Source organism: Methylobacterium sp. 13MFTsu3.1M2, from assembly GCF_900112625.1.
Classification (GTDB): domain Bacteria; phylum Pseudomonadota; class Alphaproteobacteria; order Rhizobiales; family Beijerinckiaceae; genus Methylobacterium.
The window spans coordinates 68055-84401 of record NZ_FOMM01000017.1 but is presented as its reverse complement, the minus strand read 5'-3'; the positions used below and the strand labels follow the sequence as shown (position 1 = coordinate 84401).

General features: G+C 72.3%; 16 protein-coding genes. 7 read left to right on the top strand and 9 right to left on the bottom strand.

Going from position 1 to position 16347, the window contains the following annotated elements; translation table 11 throughout:
- Positions 1–4 precede the first annotated feature (4 nt).
- A complete protein-coding gene (gene fliN / locus BM314_RS17895) occupies positions 5–337 on the top strand; it encodes a flagellar motor switch protein FliN (RefSeq protein WP_012321962.1) in 333 nt (110 codons plus the stop codon).
- A gap of 57 nt (positions 338–394) precedes the next feature.
- Positions 395–1756 carry a sigma-54-dependent transcriptional regulator FlbD gene (locus tag BM314_RS17890; RefSeq protein ID WP_020090836.1) on the top strand — a complete coding sequence of 454 codons (1362 nt, stop codon included), beginning with the start codon at positions 395–397 and terminating at the stop codon, positions 1754–1756.
- Between the two features lie 112 nt (positions 1757–1868).
- Here the strand turns inward: BM314_RS17890 and BM314_RS17885 are convergent, their stop codons facing one another.
- Together BM314_RS17885 and BM314_RS17880 are read right to left on the bottom strand one after the other, a co-directional pair.
- Positions 1869–2153: a hypothetical protein gene (locus BM314_RS17885; protein ID WP_020090837.1), complete on the bottom strand. Its 285-nt coding sequence runs from the start codon at positions 2151–2153 to the stop codon at positions 1869–1871.
- 103 nt (positions 2154–2256) lie between these two features.
- The gene (locus BM314_RS17880; protein ID WP_091979307.1) at positions 2257–3567 is read right to left on the bottom strand and encodes a KpsE/RkpR family capsule polysaccharide export protein; all 1311 of its coding nucleotides are present in this window, start codon (positions 3565–3567) and stop codon (positions 2257–2259) included.
- Positions 3568–3761: 194 nt separating this feature from the next.
- Between BM314_RS17880 and BM314_RS17875 the strand changes: the two genes are divergently transcribed.
- The 3 genes from BM314_RS17875 to fliP are packed head-to-tail and all read left to right on the top strand — an operon-like array spanning position 3762 to position 6110.
- On the top strand, positions 3762–4199 hold the full coding sequence (locus BM314_RS17875; protein WP_091979305.1) for a hypothetical protein: 438 nt from the start codon (positions 3762–3764) through the stop codon (positions 4197–4199).
- A gap of 55 nt (positions 4200–4254) precedes the next feature.
- On the top strand, positions 4255–5322 hold the full coding sequence (locus BM314_RS17870) for a lysylphosphatidylglycerol synthase domain-containing protein (RefSeq protein ID WP_091979303.1): 1068 nt from the start codon (positions 4255–4257) through the stop codon (positions 5320–5322).
- 29 nt (positions 5323–5351) lie between these two features.
- Positions 5352–6110 (top strand): flagellar type III secretion system pore protein FliP, encoded by a 759-nt coding sequence (gene fliP, locus BM314_RS17865; RefSeq protein ID WP_091979301.1) that lies wholly within the window; start codon positions 5352–5354, stop codon positions 6108–6110.
- Positions 6111–6129: 19 nt separating this feature from the next.
- Here fliP and BM314_RS17860 read toward each other — a convergent pair whose 3' ends face one another.
- The 4 genes from BM314_RS17860 to BM314_RS30650 all read right to left on the bottom strand — a co-directional run bounded on the left by BM314_RS17860 (position 6130) and on the right by BM314_RS30650 (position 11143).
- On the bottom strand, positions 6130–6609 hold the full coding sequence (locus BM314_RS17860; protein WP_091979299.1) for an AAA family ATPase: 480 nt from the start codon (positions 6607–6609) through the stop codon (positions 6130–6132).
- On the bottom strand, positions 6606–9986 hold the full coding sequence (locus tag BM314_RS17855) for a tetratricopeptide repeat protein (protein ID WP_244539971.1): 3381 nt from the start codon (positions 9984–9986) through the stop codon (positions 6606–6608). The genes BM314_RS17860 and BM314_RS17855 overlap by 4 nt, the downstream gene beginning before the upstream one ends.
- 188 nt (positions 9987–10174) lie before the next feature.
- Positions 10175–10864 (bottom strand): invasion associated locus B family protein, encoded by a 690-nt coding sequence (locus BM314_RS17850; RefSeq protein WP_056531428.1) that lies wholly within the window; start codon positions 10862–10864, stop codon positions 10175–10177.
- Positions 10865–10966: 102 nt separating this feature from the next.
- Positions 10967–11143 (bottom strand): hypothetical protein, encoded by a 177-nt coding sequence (locus BM314_RS30650; RefSeq protein WP_020090845.1) that lies wholly within the window; start codon positions 11141–11143, stop codon positions 10967–10969.
- Between the two features lie 375 nt (positions 11144–11518).
- Between BM314_RS30650 and BM314_RS17845 the strand changes: the two genes are divergently transcribed.
- The gene (locus tag BM314_RS17845) at positions 11519–12964 is read left to right on the top strand and encodes a homospermidine synthase (protein ID WP_091676273.1); all 1446 of its coding nucleotides are present in this window, start codon (positions 11519–11521) and stop codon (positions 12962–12964) included.
- 182 nt (positions 12965–13146) lie between these two features.
- Here BM314_RS17845 and BM314_RS17840 read toward each other — a convergent pair whose 3' ends face one another.
- The 3 genes from BM314_RS17840 to BM314_RS17830 form a co-directional block, all read right to left on the bottom strand.
- A complete protein-coding gene (locus tag BM314_RS17840) occupies positions 13147–14040 on the bottom strand; it encodes a transporter (protein ID WP_091979406.1) in 894 nt (297 codons plus the stop codon).
- Positions 14041–14181: 141 nt separating this feature from the next.
- Positions 14182–15033: a metallophosphoesterase gene (locus BM314_RS17835; protein WP_170868135.1), complete on the bottom strand. Its 852-nt coding sequence runs from the start codon at positions 15031–15033 to the stop codon at positions 14182–14184.
- Positions 15034–15077: 44 nt separating this feature from the next.
- Positions 15078–15683, bottom strand: a complete 606-nt coding sequence (locus BM314_RS17830) for a cation efflux transmembrane domain-containing protein (protein ID WP_091676268.1) — start codon at positions 15681–15683, stop codon at positions 15078–15080.
- A gap of 189 nt (positions 15684–15872) precedes the next feature.
- On the opposite strand from BM314_RS17830, the gene croR reads away from it, so the two are divergent.
- Positions 15873–16346 carry a 3-hydroxybutyryl-CoA dehydratase gene (gene croR, locus BM314_RS17825; RefSeq protein WP_020090850.1) on the top strand — a complete coding sequence of 158 codons (474 nt, stop codon included), beginning with the start codon at positions 15873–15875 and terminating at the stop codon, positions 16344–16346.
- Position 16347 lies beyond the last annotated feature (1 nt).

Here is a 16347-nt window from a genome sequence, read left to right as displayed (position 1 = left end):
CCTGATGTCCGACGATTTCAGCCTGCCCCAGCTCGGCGAGCACGACACCGACTACGCCGCGGGCTCGATCCGCGACGCGCCCACCACCCCGAAGACCGCGGCCGACCTGGAGCAGCTCTTCGACGTGCCCGTGATGGTCTCGGCGGTGCTGGGCTCCGCCCGGATGCCGATCGGCGACCTGCTCCGACTCGCGCCCGGCGCGGTGCTCGAACTCGACCGGAAGGTCGGCGAGGCGATCGACGTGTTCGTCAACAACCGGCTGGTGGCCCGCGGCGAGGTCGTCCTCGTCGAGGACCGGCTCGGCGTGACGATGACCGAGATCGTCAAGGGTGAGTGATTTTCAGCCGCGGACGCCGGTGTGCTGTCCGCGCGCGGGTTTTGAGAGGGACGAACCATGCGGCTCCTGATGATCGGGCGGCTCAACGGCGAGTTGATCACCGCCTCGAAGATCGCGATGCAGCGCGGCGCCGCCGTCACGCAGGCCGACGCCGTGCCGCAGGGCCTCACCGTCCTGCGCGCGCGGGGCGCCGATCTCATCATGATCGACGTGGGTCTGCCGATCCGCGACCTCGTCACCGCGCTGGAGGGAGAGCGGATCCGCACGCCGGTGGTCGCCTGCGGCGTCTCGGCGGACGCCTCGGCCGCCGTGGCGGCGATCCGGGCGGGCGCCAAGGAGTACATCCCGCTCCCGCCCGATCCCGAGATGATCGCGGCGGTGCTGGAAGCGGTCGCCACCGACCGCGCCGCCTTCGTCTGGCGCGACCCGTCCATGGAGCGGGTGGTCAAGCTCGCCGAGCAGGTCGCCCGCTCCGAGGCCTCGGTGCTGATCACCGGCGAGAGCGGCACCGGCAAGGAGGTGCTGGCCCGGCACGTCCACCAGAAGTCCAACCGGGCGGGCAAGCCCTTCGTCTCGGTGAACTGCGCGGCGATCCCCGAGGCCCTGCTCGAATCCGAGCTGTTCGGCCACGAGAAGGGCGCGTTCACCGGCGCGGTCGCCCGGCGCATCGGCCGGTTCGAGGAGGCCAACGGCGGCACGCTGCTCCTCGACGAGATCTCCGAGATGGACGTGCGCCTGCAGGCCAAGCTGCTGCGGGCGCTTCAGGAGCGGGTGATCGACCGGGTCGGCGGCACCGCCCCGGTGCGGGTCGACATCCGCGTGCTGGCCACCTCGAACCGCAACCTCGCCGAGGAGGTCCGCAAGGGCACGTTCCGGGAGGACCTGCTCTACCGGCTCAACGTCGTCGGCCTGCGGCTCCCGCCGCTGCGCGAGCGCCCGGCCGACATCCTCGAACTCGCCACCCACTTCGCCCGGAAATACGCCGCGGTGAACGGAATGCCGGTCCGCCCGCTCTCCGCGGAGGCCCGGGCGCTCGTGCTGCGGAACCCGTGGCGCGGCAACGTGCGCGAGTTGGAGAACACCCTGCACCGGGCGGTGCTGCTCGCCTCGGGCGACGCGATCGGCCCGGAGGCGATCCTGTCGCCCGAGGGCGAGACCTTCGCGGTCGAGGGGCCGGCCGCGCGCGCCGCCCAGGTCGCCGAGGCCGCCACCCGCGGGCTGGTGGGCCGGACCGTGGCGCAGGTCGAGTGCGACCTGATCCTCGACACGCTGGACCACTGCCTCGGTAACCGGACCCACGCGGCCAAGATCCTCGGCATCTCGATCCGGACCCTGCGCAACAAGCTCAACGAGTACGTGTCGGCGGGCCTGGACGTGGCCGAGCCCGGCAGCGTCCGGGCGAGCGTCGCCTGCGGCTGACGCGCATCCACGGAGCGGCCCCGGCGCGGACGCGCCGGACGACGGCGAACGTCACGGATGTGAAGGGCCGGGCGTACTAGTGCCGTAACGGGGGCGGACCGGCGGTGACGCCCTAGCGCCGCCCGCTCTGGGCCGCCTTGTGGGCTTCGGCCTGGGCCGCGAAAGCCGCGTCGAGCTTGCGCAGGGATTCGTAGCGGGCGACGTCGCCCTCGACGTCACGGATCGTCTCCTCGACGAGGTGGCGCTGGAGGGCGACCCGCGGGTCGTCCGGCGGGAACGCCTCCCGCTCCTGCAGCCGGAGCACGGCCTGCCGCACGACCGTGTAGACCGCCTCGCGCTCCTCACGGGTCATCGACGGCTGGATCGCCTTCGCGACGAGATCGGAGAAATCCGACATGGACCGTTAGACTTCGCTCATCCAGGTGCGCCCGGTTGTCCGGGCCGCCTCCCTCTACAGATCGCGCGGCCCGGGATCCAGATCCCGGGAGCCGCGGATGCCGCTACATCCTCTGGTCGCGGATGCCGGCGATCAGCAGCGCGGACGAGCTCCAGATCACCAGGAAGCAGAAGAACGACACCAGGAGGGAGTGGCCCCGCTCGGGATAGAGGCTGTCGGTCGGCAGGACCGGCGGCACGAACGTGGCCAGGAAGATGTGCTGCTTGCTCGCCGAGATGCGCGCCCGGTCGAGCAGGCTGTGGGCCGATTCCTCCAGCTTCTCGGCGATGGTCCGCTCGACCAGCAGGCCCTCGTACTGGAGCAGCGCCTCGGTCATGTTCTGGCCGCCGGCGGCGGCGTTGGCGCTCGTCAGCTCGTCCTGGAGCGACTTCATCTGCTGGTCGATGGCCGCGATGTTGGCCACCAGCGTCTGGATCGAGCGCGAGCGCTCGTCGAGGCTGGAGCCGCGCAGGACCTGCAGGTCGTTCTCGGCCTTGAGCTTGTCCTTCCGCAGCAGGGTCAGCGTGGTCAGCGTGCCCTCGGCGGTCTTGATCGGATCGATCACACCCCACTGATTGCGGAATGCCTGCAGCGCCACGTGCGCCTTGCGCAGCCGGTCCTGGGCGACCTTCGCGTCGGCCTCGGCCTGGGCGACCATGTCGGCCTGGGCGCGCTTGGAGATGTCGTTGATCAGCGCCTCGGAGCGCGACACCACCGCCTGGGCGATGGTCAGGGCGTCCTCCGGCGTGAAGGCGCGCACGGACAGGCGGATCACGCCCGAGATCGAGTCGATATGCGCCTCGACGTGCTTGCGCCAGTATTTAGTCAGATCCTCGATCGGATCACTGGGGTCGAAGCGGGCCCAGAAATCCGCCTCGGACCGCGAGAACATCTTGGAGATGCCGATACTCTTCTCGAGCGCCTCGACCAGCGTCTGGCTGTTGATGTAGTCGCGGACGATGAAGCTGTCCTGGCTGTTGTGCTTCTGGATGAGGTTCGTGTACTGGCCGAGCGAGATGTTCTCCATCGGCTCGACGTTGCCGCGGACCGCGAACTGGGCTTCCGCAACGTACTGATTGGACGCGAACGCGAACAGGTACAGGCCGACCACCAGGGTCGGCAGGAGCACGAACAGGCCGACGCGGCGGATGATCCGCGCGCCGTAGGTCGAGGTGTCCTCCTCGCGGGGACGCAGGCCCGGCAGACGGCTCCAGTCGAGGCGCTGCCGCACGTTCGCCACGAGGGCCCGGGCGGTCCGCTTCTCCGGCACCGGCCGGATCGTCTCCGCGCTGCGCCGCAGCTCCGTCATGGTCGGAGCGGCGAACGTCACGATTTCGCCTTCGCGCGTGTCTTCCTTGACGTCGTCGAAGCTCATCCGCTCTTTGTTCCTGGGTCTGCGCCGGTTCCGCTGCCGCGGCGCCGGCCGAGGGGCGGCCCGTGCGCGGTTACCGGAATCCCGTTCTTTTAGGCCCTTTTTATGGCGCCCAGCCCGCCCGCCGCCCGGCTGCTGCACCGCGGCGACGGGCGCCGTAGCCCGGGGCCGGTATCGCGTCCTACAGTCTCTGAATGATGACAGAACTGCGTGCCGCGGCCCCGGATGGCTCCCCTGATGGCTGCCCGACCGGCCGCACGGCCAAGACCAAACTCTCCGAGATCGTCGTCGTCTGCTCGAAATGCGCGAAGCGGCAGGGCCTGCGCGGGCGGGACCTCCGCGCGGCGCTGAAGAAGGCCGGGAAGCGGGCCGCCCGCGACGGCGGCGGACGCCGGCGGAAGTTGTGCATCGTGGAATCGGGCTGCCTCGGCCCCTGTCCGAAGCGCGCCGTGGCGGTCGCGACCGGCGCGAGCCTGGCCGAGGGCCGGGTCGTCCTGCTCGATCCCGCCGCCGGGCCCGCCGAGGCGCTCGCCGCGGTGCTCAATCCCGTCCTGCCACGTCGCAGGGTCCCCGAATTCGGCCCCAATACCGCTCTAGCGGCGATACCACCCGACGAATCGCCGCCGGTCCGCTGACCGGCACAACTTGGAGCGCGCTCTTGCCCGCCTCTCGACGCGAGGCCCGCACACCGTGACCGGCGACCCTGTTTCCCGGAAGCGGCGGGCGGCCCACGCCGTGCTGCGTCGCCTGCCGCTGTTCGGCACCCTGATCGGCCTCGGCCTCGCCGTCTGGCTCGTGGCGACCAACGATCTCGCCGCGGTGGCCGCGGCCTTCGGACGGATCGGCGTGGCGGGCTTCGCCGGCGTCACGCTGGTGCGGATCGTGGTGATCCTGCTCTGCGGACTCGCCTGGGCGCGCATTCTCGACGGGCTGGCGCCCGCGACGGCTTCGGCCTGCATGATCCTGCGCTTCGTCCGCGAAGGCATCAACGTGCTGCTGCCCGTGGCCTCGGTGGGCGGCGACGTGCTGGGCGCCCGCCTCCTCACCTTCTGGGGCGTCGCCGGCTCCCTGGCGGCCGCCTCCGTGCTGGCCGACATGCTGTTTCAGGTGGGAACGCTCGCCCTGTTCGCGGGCCTCGGCGCCGGCCTCCTGAGCCGGGTCGAGGGCGCCGAGGCGGCCGCCCTCGCCAGCTGGACGCTGCGGACGCTCGTCGTGGCCGGGTTGGCGGTGGCGGCCTTCTTCGCCTTCCAGCGGACCGGCATCGTGCGAGTGCTCGAGGATCGCCTCGCCGCCCTCGGCCGGCGCTTCGTGCGCGACGCCGAGGCGCGCCCCGAGCCGAACCGCCGGATCCAGGGCGCCCTCGACACGGTCTGGGCTCCGGGCCGCCGGGGACACCTCGCTCAATCGTTCGCGCTCCACGCCCTGGCCTGGCTGCTCGGCACGGTCGAGGTCGCGGTCGTCCTCGCCTGCATCGGCGTGGACCATGTCGGCTGGGCCGACATTCTGGTGATCGAGGCGCTGAGCCAGGCGATCAAGGCCGCCGCCTTCGTGGTCCCGAGCGGCCTCGGCGTCCAGGAGGGCGGACTGGTGCTGGTCTGCGGCCTGTTCGGCATAGACCCGGGGACTGCCCTCGCCCTGTCGCTCGCGCGCCGCGTGCCCGACGTGGTGCTCGGCCTGCCGGCCCTCCTCGTCTGGCAGAATCTCGAGGCCCGCCGCGCCGGCGTTCGCCCGGCCACACCCACCTGCGACCGTCCGTGACTCGAGACCTTCCCGTGCCGACACGCCCGATGCGCCAGGTCCCGAAGCTGCGCCTGCCGCCGGTCGCGCTCGCCGCACTGGTCGCGCTGGCCGGCGGAGTGCTCGCCGCCGGTCCGGCCCTCGCGCAGAGCGTCACCCTCGATCTCGGTGCCGGCGGCACCACCGAGCGCGCCCTCCAGCTCGTGGCGCTGATCACCGTCCTGGCGGTAGCCCCCTCGGTGCTGGTGATGGCCACGGCCTTCACCCGCATCGTCGTCGTGCTGTCGATCCTGCGGTCGGCGCTGGGCACCCAGACGGCGCCGCCGACAGCGGTGCTCGTCAGCCTCGCGCTGTTCCTGACCGCCTTCGTGATGGCCCCGACCGGCCGCGCCGCCTACAGCGCCGGTATCGAGCCGCTGATCGCCGGCCGGATCACGCAGGCGCAGGCATTCGAGCGCGCCTCGGCGCCGTTCAAGACCTTCATGCTGCGCAACGTCCGCGAGAAGGACCTGAAGCTGTTCCTCGACCTCGCCAAGGTGCCGACGCCGAAGGGCCCCGAGGATGTCGGCCTGGAGATCGTCACGCCGGCCTTCATGATCTCGGAGCTGCGCCGCGCCTTCGAGATCGGCTTCCTGCTGTTCATCCCGTTCCTGATCATCGACCTCGTGGTCGCCTCGGTGCTGATGGCGGTCGGCATGATGATGGTCCCGCCGGCCACGGTCGCGCTGCCGTTCAAGCTGATCTTCTTCGTGCTGGTCGACGGCTGGACCCTGGTGGCCGGCTCCCTGGTCCAGAGCTACGGCGGCTGACGGCGGCCGTGCCGGGCCGTCAGCCGGCGCGGGACGTCGCGTCGACGATCCGGACCGCCGCGAAGCCCTCCGCGCGCGACGGCGGCTCGAACAGACGGTCGACGGAGCGGATGCTCTCTTCGGGAACCTGTCGGTCGGCGGCGCGCCGCCGGTTCCCCTCGAGGGCGACCGCGAGCGGCGCGCGGATCCAAACCGCCTCCGCGGCAACGCCGCAGGCTCGCGCGATGGCGAGGATCGGCGTACGGTGCCGCCGGCCGGGCAAGGCGGCGTCGAAGTAGACGCGGCCGAGCTGGGGCCGCTGCCGGGCGATCCAGGTCGATTTGCCGGCCCCCTGCAGCCCGCACACGACCACGAGCCGCTCGACCGAGTCCGCGGCGAGCGCCGCGCGCAGCGCCGCGAGGGCCAGCCGCCACGCCTCGGCGTTCCGTTCGGGCGTCCAGACGCGGCCGCGCTCGGTATCGAGGAAGGCGTCCGGGTCGATGACGACCGCCGCGCTCACCCGGGCGGCGCGCCGGGTGTCCCGGCGCTGCTCTGCTGCTGTCCGCCCTGGGCACCGGCGGCGGGCGCCTCGCCGCCCGCACCCGGCGCCTCGGGTCGACCGCGCGCGGGCGCGGCGGCATCCGGATAGCGCTTGCGATACTCGGCGAGGAAAGCCGACAGCGTCTGGACCTTCGTGGCGCGCGCCGCGATGTCCCGGAAACCCGGTGCCCGGGTCGGGTCGGTGCCGGTCAGGAGCGCGAAGGTGCGGGCGTCCGGGCTCGCCGCCATCCCCTCAGAGAATTTCGCCTTCAGCCGCTCCAGGCCCACGGCCTCGTGCGCGAGATCGTAGGCGATCGCGGCGCGCACGATGTCGGCGCGCGCCTGATCGTCCAGCGGCTGGCCGGACTGCCACGTATCGCCCAGCAGGGCCTCGTGGGCCTCCCCGGCCTCGCGCCAGCGGCGCGCGCCCCAGTAAATGTCGGCGCGAAGACGCTCGATATCCGGACCGCTCTCGTCCTCGATCGTTTCCAGCGCGAGGTCGGTGCGGGTCAGGTCCGACAGGGCCCTGGCGCGGACCAGCCCGCGGGCGCGCTTGAGTTCGCCCGGAAGCTCGGGCAGCTCGGTGGCGTCGAGGACCTTCAGGGCCTCCATCGGCTTGTCGTCCATCAGCCGGACCGTCGCGAGGCGCGCCGCCACCGCGGATCGCGCCGGGCCGGTGAGGCGGTTGTCGATCTGGTACTGCAGCAGGTCGGCGGCCGAATCGAGGAGGTCGAGGGTCACGAGGCGGTCGGCCAGACGGCGCACCACCTCGTCACCGCGCCGCCCGATCGGGCTCAGCTCACGGAAATCGAAGAAGAGCGACACGGCCTCGATCCCGGAGAGCTTGTCGCCCTTGTCGGTGAGGTAGAGGTTCTCGAAGGCCGTCTGCGCGTCCCGCGCCAGCGCCGCGGTCGCTGGGGCGTTCGGCGCGAAGACGTTGGCCCGGCGCACCACCGTGAAGGCGTCGCGCCACCGGCCGGCGGCGAGATAGAGGCGGGCGAGACCGGCGGTGATACCGTCCTCGACCGGGCCCCCGTGCCAGGTCAGGGCGAGCCGCTCCAGCCGCTCGATGGCGGCGTCGGGCGCGAGCTTGCCGGAGGCCTGCGCCAGGAGTGCCCCTCTCAGCGCGGCCTCGACCGAGACCGGGCGGACGGCCGAGTTGTCGAGGCGCGCGTAGGCGTCCAGGGCCGCCTCGGTCTGGCCGGTCGCCTCGGCCACGCGGGCGCGGACCATCGCCAGCCGGTCACGGATCCAGGGCGGCAGGTCGCGCTCGGCCTCGGCGCGCGCGGCAGCGGTCTCGGCATCGCCGTTCTCGATCGCCGATTCGGCGGCCCGGGCCCGGATCGTCTGCGCGACGTCCGCGGGATAGCCGTCGGCCAGCGGCAGCACCTTGAGGAAGCCCGTTTCCGCCGTCTTCCAGTCGCCGGCCCCGGCCGAGGCCATCGCGCGCCACAGCGCGGCCTCGCGATCGTCGCTCAGGAGCGGGACGCTGAGGGCCTTCAGCGCCTCCGCGCTCCGGCCGATCCGCACCAGGGCGATGCCCCGCAGGACGGCGGTGTCGCGCTGGATCGCCAGCAGCGGATCGTCGGCGGCCGCGATCTCCAGCGCGGTGAGGCCCTCGTAATCGAGGCCGTTGGCGAGATCCGCGCGGGCCAGCGCCAGGCGGGCCGGCCCGCGCTCGGTCGGCGTCGCCGCGACGGCCGCGTCGAAGAGGCCGCGCAGGGTCGCGCGGACATTGCCCATCCTGGCGCGCTCCCAGGGCTCCTTCGCGATCGCGAGGGCCCCCGCGTCGACGAGCGCCACGTCCGGCTTGCGCGCCGCCATGGACGCGGCGAGTCCGCCCTCGCGGCCGATCGAGACGCCGTCGAGTTCGGGCCGCACCGCCAGATCGTCGGCGCCGGCGAGCACCGCGAGGCCGTGCCGGCTCGGCAGGATCTCGAAATCGACGAAGCGACGGTTCTTCGGATTGCCGACGGGGCGCTGCGCGGCCGACGCGACCACCGCGATCCGCTCATCGTCGAGGGCGAGCCACGTTGCCGATCCGGGATGCGGCAGCGTCAGGGTGACGGCGATGCGGCCGGACGGATCGGGCTTGCGGACGGGATCGATCGTGTCGCTCGGACTGAGCGCACTGCCTGCCGAGAGTTCCCAGGCCACGCCGGTCCCGGTGGTGACGGCGTTGAGATCGACGAGCCGACCCGGCGGAACCGGGAACCGCACGACCGTGAGCGGCCCCGTCCGGGCGGGTGCGCCCATCGGCGCGAGGCCCTGGCTCGCCGGCGGGACGACCACCGGCTCGGCGGTCTCGAAGGCCAGCGTCGCGATCCCGCCGCGCTCGAACAGGACCGCCGGCGGGAGGGTCTGAAACGGGAAGAGCAAGCCGCCGCCGGCCCGGCGCGTCGGCGGCGGCTCGGGGGGGCGCGGCGCGGCCGCCGGCGCAGTGACTGGCGCAGCGACGGGCGCCGTGACTGGCACAGTGACTGGCGCACTGGCCTGGGCCGGGCGCGGCGCGACCGGCAGCGGCGGCGCCTGCTTCGCGGCGGCGGGACCCGGCACGTCGACGGCGGTCGCGGCCGGCTCCAGAGGCTTGGGGCGGACCACGTCCACGTACATGGCGCCGTCCTCGCGCTCGGTGCCGATCCTGAACCCGTCCTCGGGCGTGATCAGCAGACTCGCCGAGTTCGCGTCGGTCTCCGTCGCCAGCTTGGCGATTCCGGGGCGCGGACGGCCGCGGGTGCCGCTCGGATCGATCGTCCAGGCGCCGATCACCCGCACGCGCGTCACGGGTCCCTCGGCGGTCACCGTGGAGACGGCCTCCGCGGGGAGGCGCAGCGACAGCCGCGTCAGGGTTGGAAGCAGCGCGAGCTCGAGCGACAGCGCCCGGCGCACCGGCTCCGGCGTGCGCGCCCTGAGCGCCTCCTCGGCCGCCCGGGCCCGGCGGGCGAGGTCGGCAATCACCTCGGCCGGCAGCGGCGGCATGAGGCCGGACCAACCCTCCGGAAGCAGGTCCACGAACACGCGCTCGCCGGCCGACTGGACGTTGGCCCGATAAGGGCGCTGCAGGGCGAGGCGGAGCCCCGTGCCGTCGGGATCGCGGCGGACGCTGGCGATGAAGGCCGGCATCTCGTCCGTGAGGTGCTCGGGCCCGGGCGCCACCCGCTCGCCGTAGCTCAGGAGCAGGACGCCGCCGGCGAGCTTCGCCTTGACCGCGACCGGCTTGTCGAAAGTGAGCACGATCCGGCCGTAGCCGCCGGCCCCGGTGCCGACCTCGCTGCCCTTGGTGCTGACGAGCCGCGCGGCCAGCGCGGGCGCGATCCCTGCCAGAAGGGCGAGCAGCGCCAGCGCCGCGGTCAGCACCCGCGCGCCGCGTCCTCGACCGTTCCGGGGTCGCCCGCCCACCGATCCCATCGCCTCGCCGATCCGAACCCGGCGCGCGGCACCCGAGGGACCGCGGCGCGCGGCGCCACTTCTCGGCGGGATCCTGCTCGACCGCGGCTAACGCTGGCTTAACCGTAACCGGAAAAGGCCGCGGGCCGCCGCGCGGCTCAGCCGCCGAGTGCGACGGCGCGGTCGAAGGCCTGCGAGAAGCCCGTCAGCGGCACCGTGACGGTGGCCGGCTCGGTGCCGCCCGCCTTCTCGCCGGTCACGGTGAGGGCCTTGGCGGTGCGCATGCCGTCGAGGGCGAGCGTCGGGAAGCTGATCGCCACGATGCAGCCCTCGGCGCTGCAGGTCGTGTAGGGGGCGCCCTTGCCGAGGGTCTGCTCGTCGAGCTTGAAGGTCACGCCTGGCTCGATGGCGAGCCCGAAGGGCATCAGCACGATCCCCTCGGCCCGGCCGTTCGCGGGCGTCTGCAGTTCGAAGCCGAACTTGCGCCGGCCGGTCCGCGAATCGCCCTGGGACTGGGCCACGATGCAGGTGACCTTGTCGCTCGGGCGCGTGCAGGTCATCGTCCAGTCGCCGTAGCTCTCGCTGACGGTGCTGGCGCCGGCGGGCCACACGGCGTGCGCCGCAGCGGCCGCCGGCGTCGCGGCCTCCTCGGGTTTCGCCGCCTCGGTAGGCTTGGCCGCCTTGTGGGGAGCCGGCTTCGGCCGCGGCTTGGGCTTCGGCTTCGCGGGCGCCTCGGCGGCCGGAGCGGCGTCGGGTTCGGCATCCTGCGCGCGCGCCGCCAGGTTCGGGACCGCCGCAAGCGACGTCGCGATCAGGCTGAGACGCAGAAGCGCACGAAATGTCGACATGGAATCACGATCCCCCGGAGAGCCATTGGGCGGCAGTGCCGCCTAATGCCCAAGCCGGGGCGACGCAATCGCCGGAGACGGCGCCGGTGGGTTGCGCGCGTCTCAGAGAGGATTCGGTCCACCGATCGAGCGCGCGAGCGCGCAGCGGCGGGCGAAGGCACTCTCCGCGCCGACGCGCAGCGTGCGGGCGACCGCGAAGACGAGGGTCAGGAAGCCGGGATCGCGATCGGCGGTCTCGACGGCAGGGCCGGGGATCCGGGCGGTGATGAGCGCGAGCATGACGGACTCCAGGTGCGAGGTCCCGGGCGTTTCGTCGCTCCCCAACTCTGCGGCCCTCTGCGCGGCCTTGCTGCATTGCAATATGAGGCCCGCGCCAAGAGACTGCCACTGAGCAGATGATAGGGGACGCATGCGCTGGATTCATACTTCGCGCGACGTTTCGGTGAGGGCGCGTTAACGAAGGGTAATGGGGGCGCGGTTGACCGGCGACGGGCAAGCCGCCATTGAGCGCGTTTCCGGCGACTCGGGCCCTGGACCGCACCGGCACCGCTCCGGCGGCGCGGGCCTGTCGCCGCACTGTCACACGCGCGCCATAACCCGCCCGCGAGCAGATGAGCGGACGCGCCCGGCGTCCGCCAGACGAGGATATCCCGCATGACCGACCAGCCGACCCATCACCCGATCCATGGCCGGATCACCGGCCCCATCGTGATGATCGGCTTCGGCTCGATCGGCCGCGGCACCCTGCCGCTCATCGAGCGCCACTTCGAGTACGACCGCGCCCGCTTCACCGTGATCGACCCGGTCGACACGCATCGGTCCCTCGCCGAGAAGCACGGACTGCGCTTCGAGAAGGTGGCCCTGACGCCGGAGAACTACCGCGACGTGCTCACCCCGCTCCTCACCGAGGGCGGCGGCCAGGGCTTCTGCGTCAACCTGTCGGTCGACACCTCCTCGCGCGCCATCATGGAGCTCTGCCGCGAACTCGGCGCCCTCTACATCGACACCGTGGCCGAGCCCTGGCCGGGCTTCTACTTCGACAAGACCAAGAGCCAGGGCGACCGCACCAACTACGCGCTCCGCGAGAACATCCTCGACGCCCGCGCGCAGAAGCCCGGCGGCACCACGGCCGTGTCGTGCTGCGGCGCCAATCCCGGCATGGTCTCGTGGTTCGTCAAGCAGGCGCTCCTGAACATCGCCCAGGATACCGGCCTGCAGCGGCCCGAGCCGAAGACCAAGGCCGAGTGGGCCGCCCTGATGAAGGATCTGGGCGTGAAGGGCGTCCACATCGCCGAGCGGGACACGCAGCGCGCCAAGAATCCGAAGCCGCGGGGCGTCTTCGTGAACACGTGGTCGGTCGAGGGCTTCGTCTCCGAGGGCAACCAGCCGGCCGAGCTGGGCTGGGGGACGCACGAGACCTGGAAGCCCGCCAACGCCCGCGAGCAGGAGAAGGGGTCGCGCTGCGCGATCTACCTGCTGCAGCCGGGCGCCGACACGCGGGTGCGCACCTGGGTGCCGACCGCCGGGTCGCAGTTCGGCTTCCTCGTCACCCACAACGAGGCGATCTCCATCTCCGACTACTACACGGTGCGCGAGGGCGATAAGCCGGTCTTCCGGCCGACCTGCCACTACGCCTACCACCCGGCCGACGACGCCGTGCTGTCGCTCCACGAGATGTTCGGCAAGGCGGCGCAGGTGCAGGAGCAGCACCACATCCTCGACGAGACCGAGATCGTCGACGGCATCGACGAGCTCGGCGTGCTCGTCTACGGCCACGCGAAGAACGCCTACTGGTACGGCTCGCAGCTCTCCATCGAGGAGACCCGCCGGGTCGCCCCTTACCAGAACGCCACCGGCCTGCAGGTGACCTCGGCGGTGCTCGCCGGCATGGTCTGGGCCCTGGAGAACCCGGAGGCCGGCATCGTCGAGGCCGACGAGATGGACTTCCGCCGCTGCCTGGAGGTCCAGACCCCGTATCTCGGCCCGGTCGTGGGCGTGTACACGGACTGGACGCCGCTCACCGACCGCCCGGGCCTGTTCCCGGAGGACATCGACACCAGCGATCCCTGGCAGTTCCGCAACGTGCTGGTGCACGGCTGAGGCTTCCGCCGCGCCCCGTCAGGCGGGGCGCGGATCCGCGCCGGATCGGCGGCGCCGTCCTGAACGCACGAAAGGGGCCTCCGAGATGCGACGATCTCGGAGGCCCCTTTCGTAAGGCCCCCGCCCGGCCCCGCGGCCTATGCCCGGGATGACGCCGGCCCGGACAGTTTCAGCCGGCTCGGCTACTCGGCCTGCCGCCGCGTCACGAGGGTGCGGCCCGGCTCGACCTCGTTCTTATCCTGATACAGCGGCACGATCGCGCGCAGCCAGCCGCGAACCTCGCGGCCGCCGTAATTGCGCTCGACCACGTCGTGCGTGAGGTAGGCCTGCAGGTTCACGGGCCCGAAATTGTAGCCGACGAGACCGCCCACCGCGATCTGGCCCTGCGGACGGTAGCTCGCCACGCCGGTGGGAAGGTCCGTCGACCCGAAGGCCACCGCGCCGATCTGCCAGGAGCCGAATTTCTTCGTCATGGTCAGGTCGAGGTTCATGTAGTCCGGGTAGAGGGTGCCGCTGGGCGAGCGCGTGTCGAGGAAGACGCCGTAGAGCAGGTTCGCCGTGAGGTTCCAGCCCTGGCCGGTGTAGCTCAGCGCGAAGCGGTGGGTCAGCGAGGCCGACTGCGTCAGGAACCGCGTCTGGATCGGCAGGTAGCCGCCGAACAGGTAGCTGAAGCCGATGTCGCCGCCGAGGTCCCAGGCGAGCTGGGCCGCCAGCAGCTGCTGCCCGACGCCGCTCTGATAGGGTGCCCCCTGGCTGCTCGCCGCCGCGACCGGCTGGGTGAAGAAGAACTGCAGGCGCGCACCCGCGACATCCCAGGGCGTCGCCCACGCGAAGGTCGGCAGGTTGACGTTGGTCGACGAGTCGCGCGGGAGCGTGCCGCGCACGCCGAAGCTCGACAGGTTCACGAAATACAGGCCGACCGGCAGCTGGTCGCCCACCGGCAGGCCGACCGTCTGTCCCGGCTGCGCCGCGGACGCCGCCCGCGCGGTCGTGGCCGTCGACGCGGCGGCGATCGGGGCCGAGACGGCAAGAGCCGCCGCCGCGACCCAACGTGACGTCAGGCTAAATCCGGCCATGAAAACCCCGAACCTGAGCCCCGTCATTCGGGGCCGATCAGGGTTTGACGAGCGTTCACTCCGACAGCATCCCGCCGTTACGGCCAAGCCGTGCGCGATCGCACGGCGTCGACAGACCGTTCTCTTGGCGAGGGGACTAAATCACCGCCCCTCGACTTCGACGACGAAGTCGCCGCGGTAGGTCGTGCCCTCCACCGGGTTCGAGATCCAGCGGCAACGGCCGACCCGCAGGTCGTGGCCGGCGTGGAAATGCCCGGAGATCCACAGCTCAGGCCGCTCGGCCTCCGCGAGGTCGTCGAGGGCCGTGCTGGCGTAGAAGGCCGGCACCCACCAGGGGACGCCGGGCGCATCCCGGAACCGGTCGGCCGCGAGCGGGCTCGCCGGGTGATGGGTCACCACCACGGTCGGTCCGTCGTGCGGGGTCCGGAGCGCCGCGTGCAGGGCCGCCCGCTCGATCCGGTGTTCCGCCATCGCGTCCGCCGGCTGCCAGGGGCTGCCGTCGGCCTTGCGGATCGAGCCGAGATATTCCCGCGAGCCCGTCACCGGGTCGGTCATGCGCGACGCCGCGTAGGCCACCGGATCGTCGGGCCGGTTCGGCGCGTCCGGTGCGAGCCAGCGCCCCGCGAGGGTCCAGTCGCTCCACAGGGTGGTGCCGACGAAGCGGACACCGTCGATGACGCAGCTCCGCGCGTGCTGGAGCAGATGGATCTGCGCGCCGAGCCCGTTGAGGCGACCGACCTCGGCCTCGAGGGCGGCGATCAGCTCCGGCGCGGTCCGCCGGTCCCCGGTCGGCGCGTAGCGCTCGTGGTTGCCCGGCACCAGCACGATCGGCCGTCCCTGCGCGAGGTGCAGCAGCGCCGCGAGCCCCCGCTCGGGATGTCCCTCGTGGAGGTCGCCTGGGCAGGCGAGCAGGTCGAACGGCTCCGCGGGCGGCGCGATCCGGCCGAGGCGGCGCCGCTCCAGGTGCAGGTCCGAGATGGGGAAGATGCGCATGATGGTCGCTGCCGTGTCGCCGTTTGGGGGCCGCCCGAGGACCGCTACCGCGCGGCTCTGCGCTCGGCCGCGGCTGCCTTGAGGATGTCGGCGGCCGAGTCGGCGTTGAGGATCGCGATCCCGGCCGCCACGACGAGGTCCGGCCAGGGGGACGGGTGGAGGGCCGTCACCAGACCGGCGGCGATGATCGCCAGGTTGGCGACGGCGTCGTTGCGCGCCGAGAGGTAGGCTGCCCGGGTCAGACTGCCCGAGCCGGAGCGGTGCCGGGCGAGCATGAGCGCGCAGGTGAGGTTCACGGCGAGCGCGCCGAGCCCCGCGAGGGTCAGGGGCAGTGCCGCTGGGGCGGTGAAATCGGCGATCTTGCCGTAGGCCGCCCAGGCCCCCGCCAGCGCCGGCAGGAGCAGGATCCCCGCCATGGCGGTCCCGAGGCGGGCGCGGTTGCGCGCGCTCCAGCCGAGACCCGCGAAGATCAGCAGGTTGATCGCCGCGTCCTCGAGAAAATCGAGGCTGTCGGCGATCAGCGCCACCGAGCCGATGGCGAGCGCCACCGCGATCTCGATGCCGAAATAGCCGAGGTTGAGCGCCGCCACGCGGGCGACGACCGGGCGGAGGGCGGGCGGCGCGGGCCGGGGCGCATCATCGGCGATCACGGGACGCCTCTTCGCCGACGCGCACGGCGCTGTCGAGCCGCTGTTGAGAAAAGCCTGTCCCCGGCTCAAGAAAGTTCGAGGCCGTTACGCCTTTGTCCGGGTGGATTCGCCGCCGGGATCGTGCGACGCCGTTGCCGGAGCCGGCTGCACGAGACGAATGACCGGCCGGAACCGGAGGTCTGCCGCGTCATGCTGCCCGAACTGCGCGTGCTCTATTTCGAGGATCTCGAGGTCGGCCTGTCGGAGACCCTCTCGAAGACCATCGCCTCCTCGGACGTGGTGGGCTTCGCCGAGATCACCGGCGACCGCAACCCGATCCACCTGTCCGAGCACTTCGCCGCGCGCACGCCGTTCGGCACACGCATCGCCCACGGCCTCTACACGGCCGGGCTGATCTCGGCGGTGCTCGGCACCCGCCTACCGGGGCCCGGCGCCGTCTACATCTCCCAGACCCTGAACTTCCGCGCCCCGGTGCGGATCGGCGACGTCGTCGACGTCACCGTGACGGTGGCCGAACTCATGCCCGAGCGGCGGCGCGCGCGCCTCGCCTGCAAGTGCTCGGTGGGCGGTGAGACGGTCCTCGACGGCGAGGCCCTAGTGAAGGTGCCGACCAAGGCCGAGGCCGACCCGCTGGCGAACCGCTCCGACCGGTCCCAGGGCTGAG

Excerpts from the sequence above, each read along its gene's own strand:
- BM314_RS17890 (WP_020090836.1), top strand. The coding sequence starts at position 395 with ATGCGGCTCCTGATGATCGGGCGGCTCAACGGCGAGTTGATCACCGCC.
- BM314_RS17840 (WP_091979406.1), bottom strand. The coding sequence starts at position 14,040 with ATGGCCGGATTTAGCCTGACGTCACGTTGGGTCGCGGCGGCGGCTCTT.
- BM314_RS17845 (WP_091676273.1), top strand. The coding sequence starts at position 11,519 with ATGACCGACCAGCCGACCCATCACCCGATCCATGGCCGGATCACCGGC.
- BM314_RS17850 (WP_056531428.1), bottom strand. The coding sequence starts at position 10,864 with ATGTCGACATTTCGTGCGCTTCTGCGTCTCAGCCTGATCGCGACGTCG.
- BM314_RS17835 (WP_170868135.1), bottom strand. The coding sequence starts at position 15,033 with ATGCGCATCTTCCCCATCTCGGACCTGCACCTGGAGCGGCGCCGCCTC.
- BM314_RS17885 (WP_020090837.1), bottom strand. The coding sequence starts at position 2,153 with ATGTCGGATTTCTCCGATCTCGTCGCGAAGGCGATCCAGCCGTCGATG.
- BM314_RS17880 (WP_091979307.1), bottom strand. The coding sequence starts at position 3,567 with ATGAGCTTCGACGACGTCAAGGAAGACACGCGCGAAGGCGAAATCGTG.
- BM314_RS17875 (WP_091979305.1), top strand. The coding sequence starts at position 3,762 with ATGACAGAACTGCGTGCCGCGGCCCCGGATGGCTCCCCTGATGGCTGC.
- BM314_RS30650 (WP_020090845.1), bottom strand. The coding sequence starts at position 11,143 with ATGCTCGCGCTCATCACCGCCCGGATCCCCGGCCCTGCCGTCGAGACC.
- croR (WP_020090850.1), top strand. The coding sequence starts at position 15,873 with ATGCTGCCCGAACTGCGCGTGCTCTATTTCGAGGATCTCGAGGTCGGC.
- fliN (WP_012321962.1), top strand. The coding sequence starts at position 5 with ATGTCCGACGATTTCAGCCTGCCCCAGCTCGGCGAGCACGACACCGAC.
- fliP (WP_091979301.1), top strand. The coding sequence starts at position 5,352 with ATGCGCCAGGTCCCGAAGCTGCGCCTGCCGCCGGTCGCGCTCGCCGCA.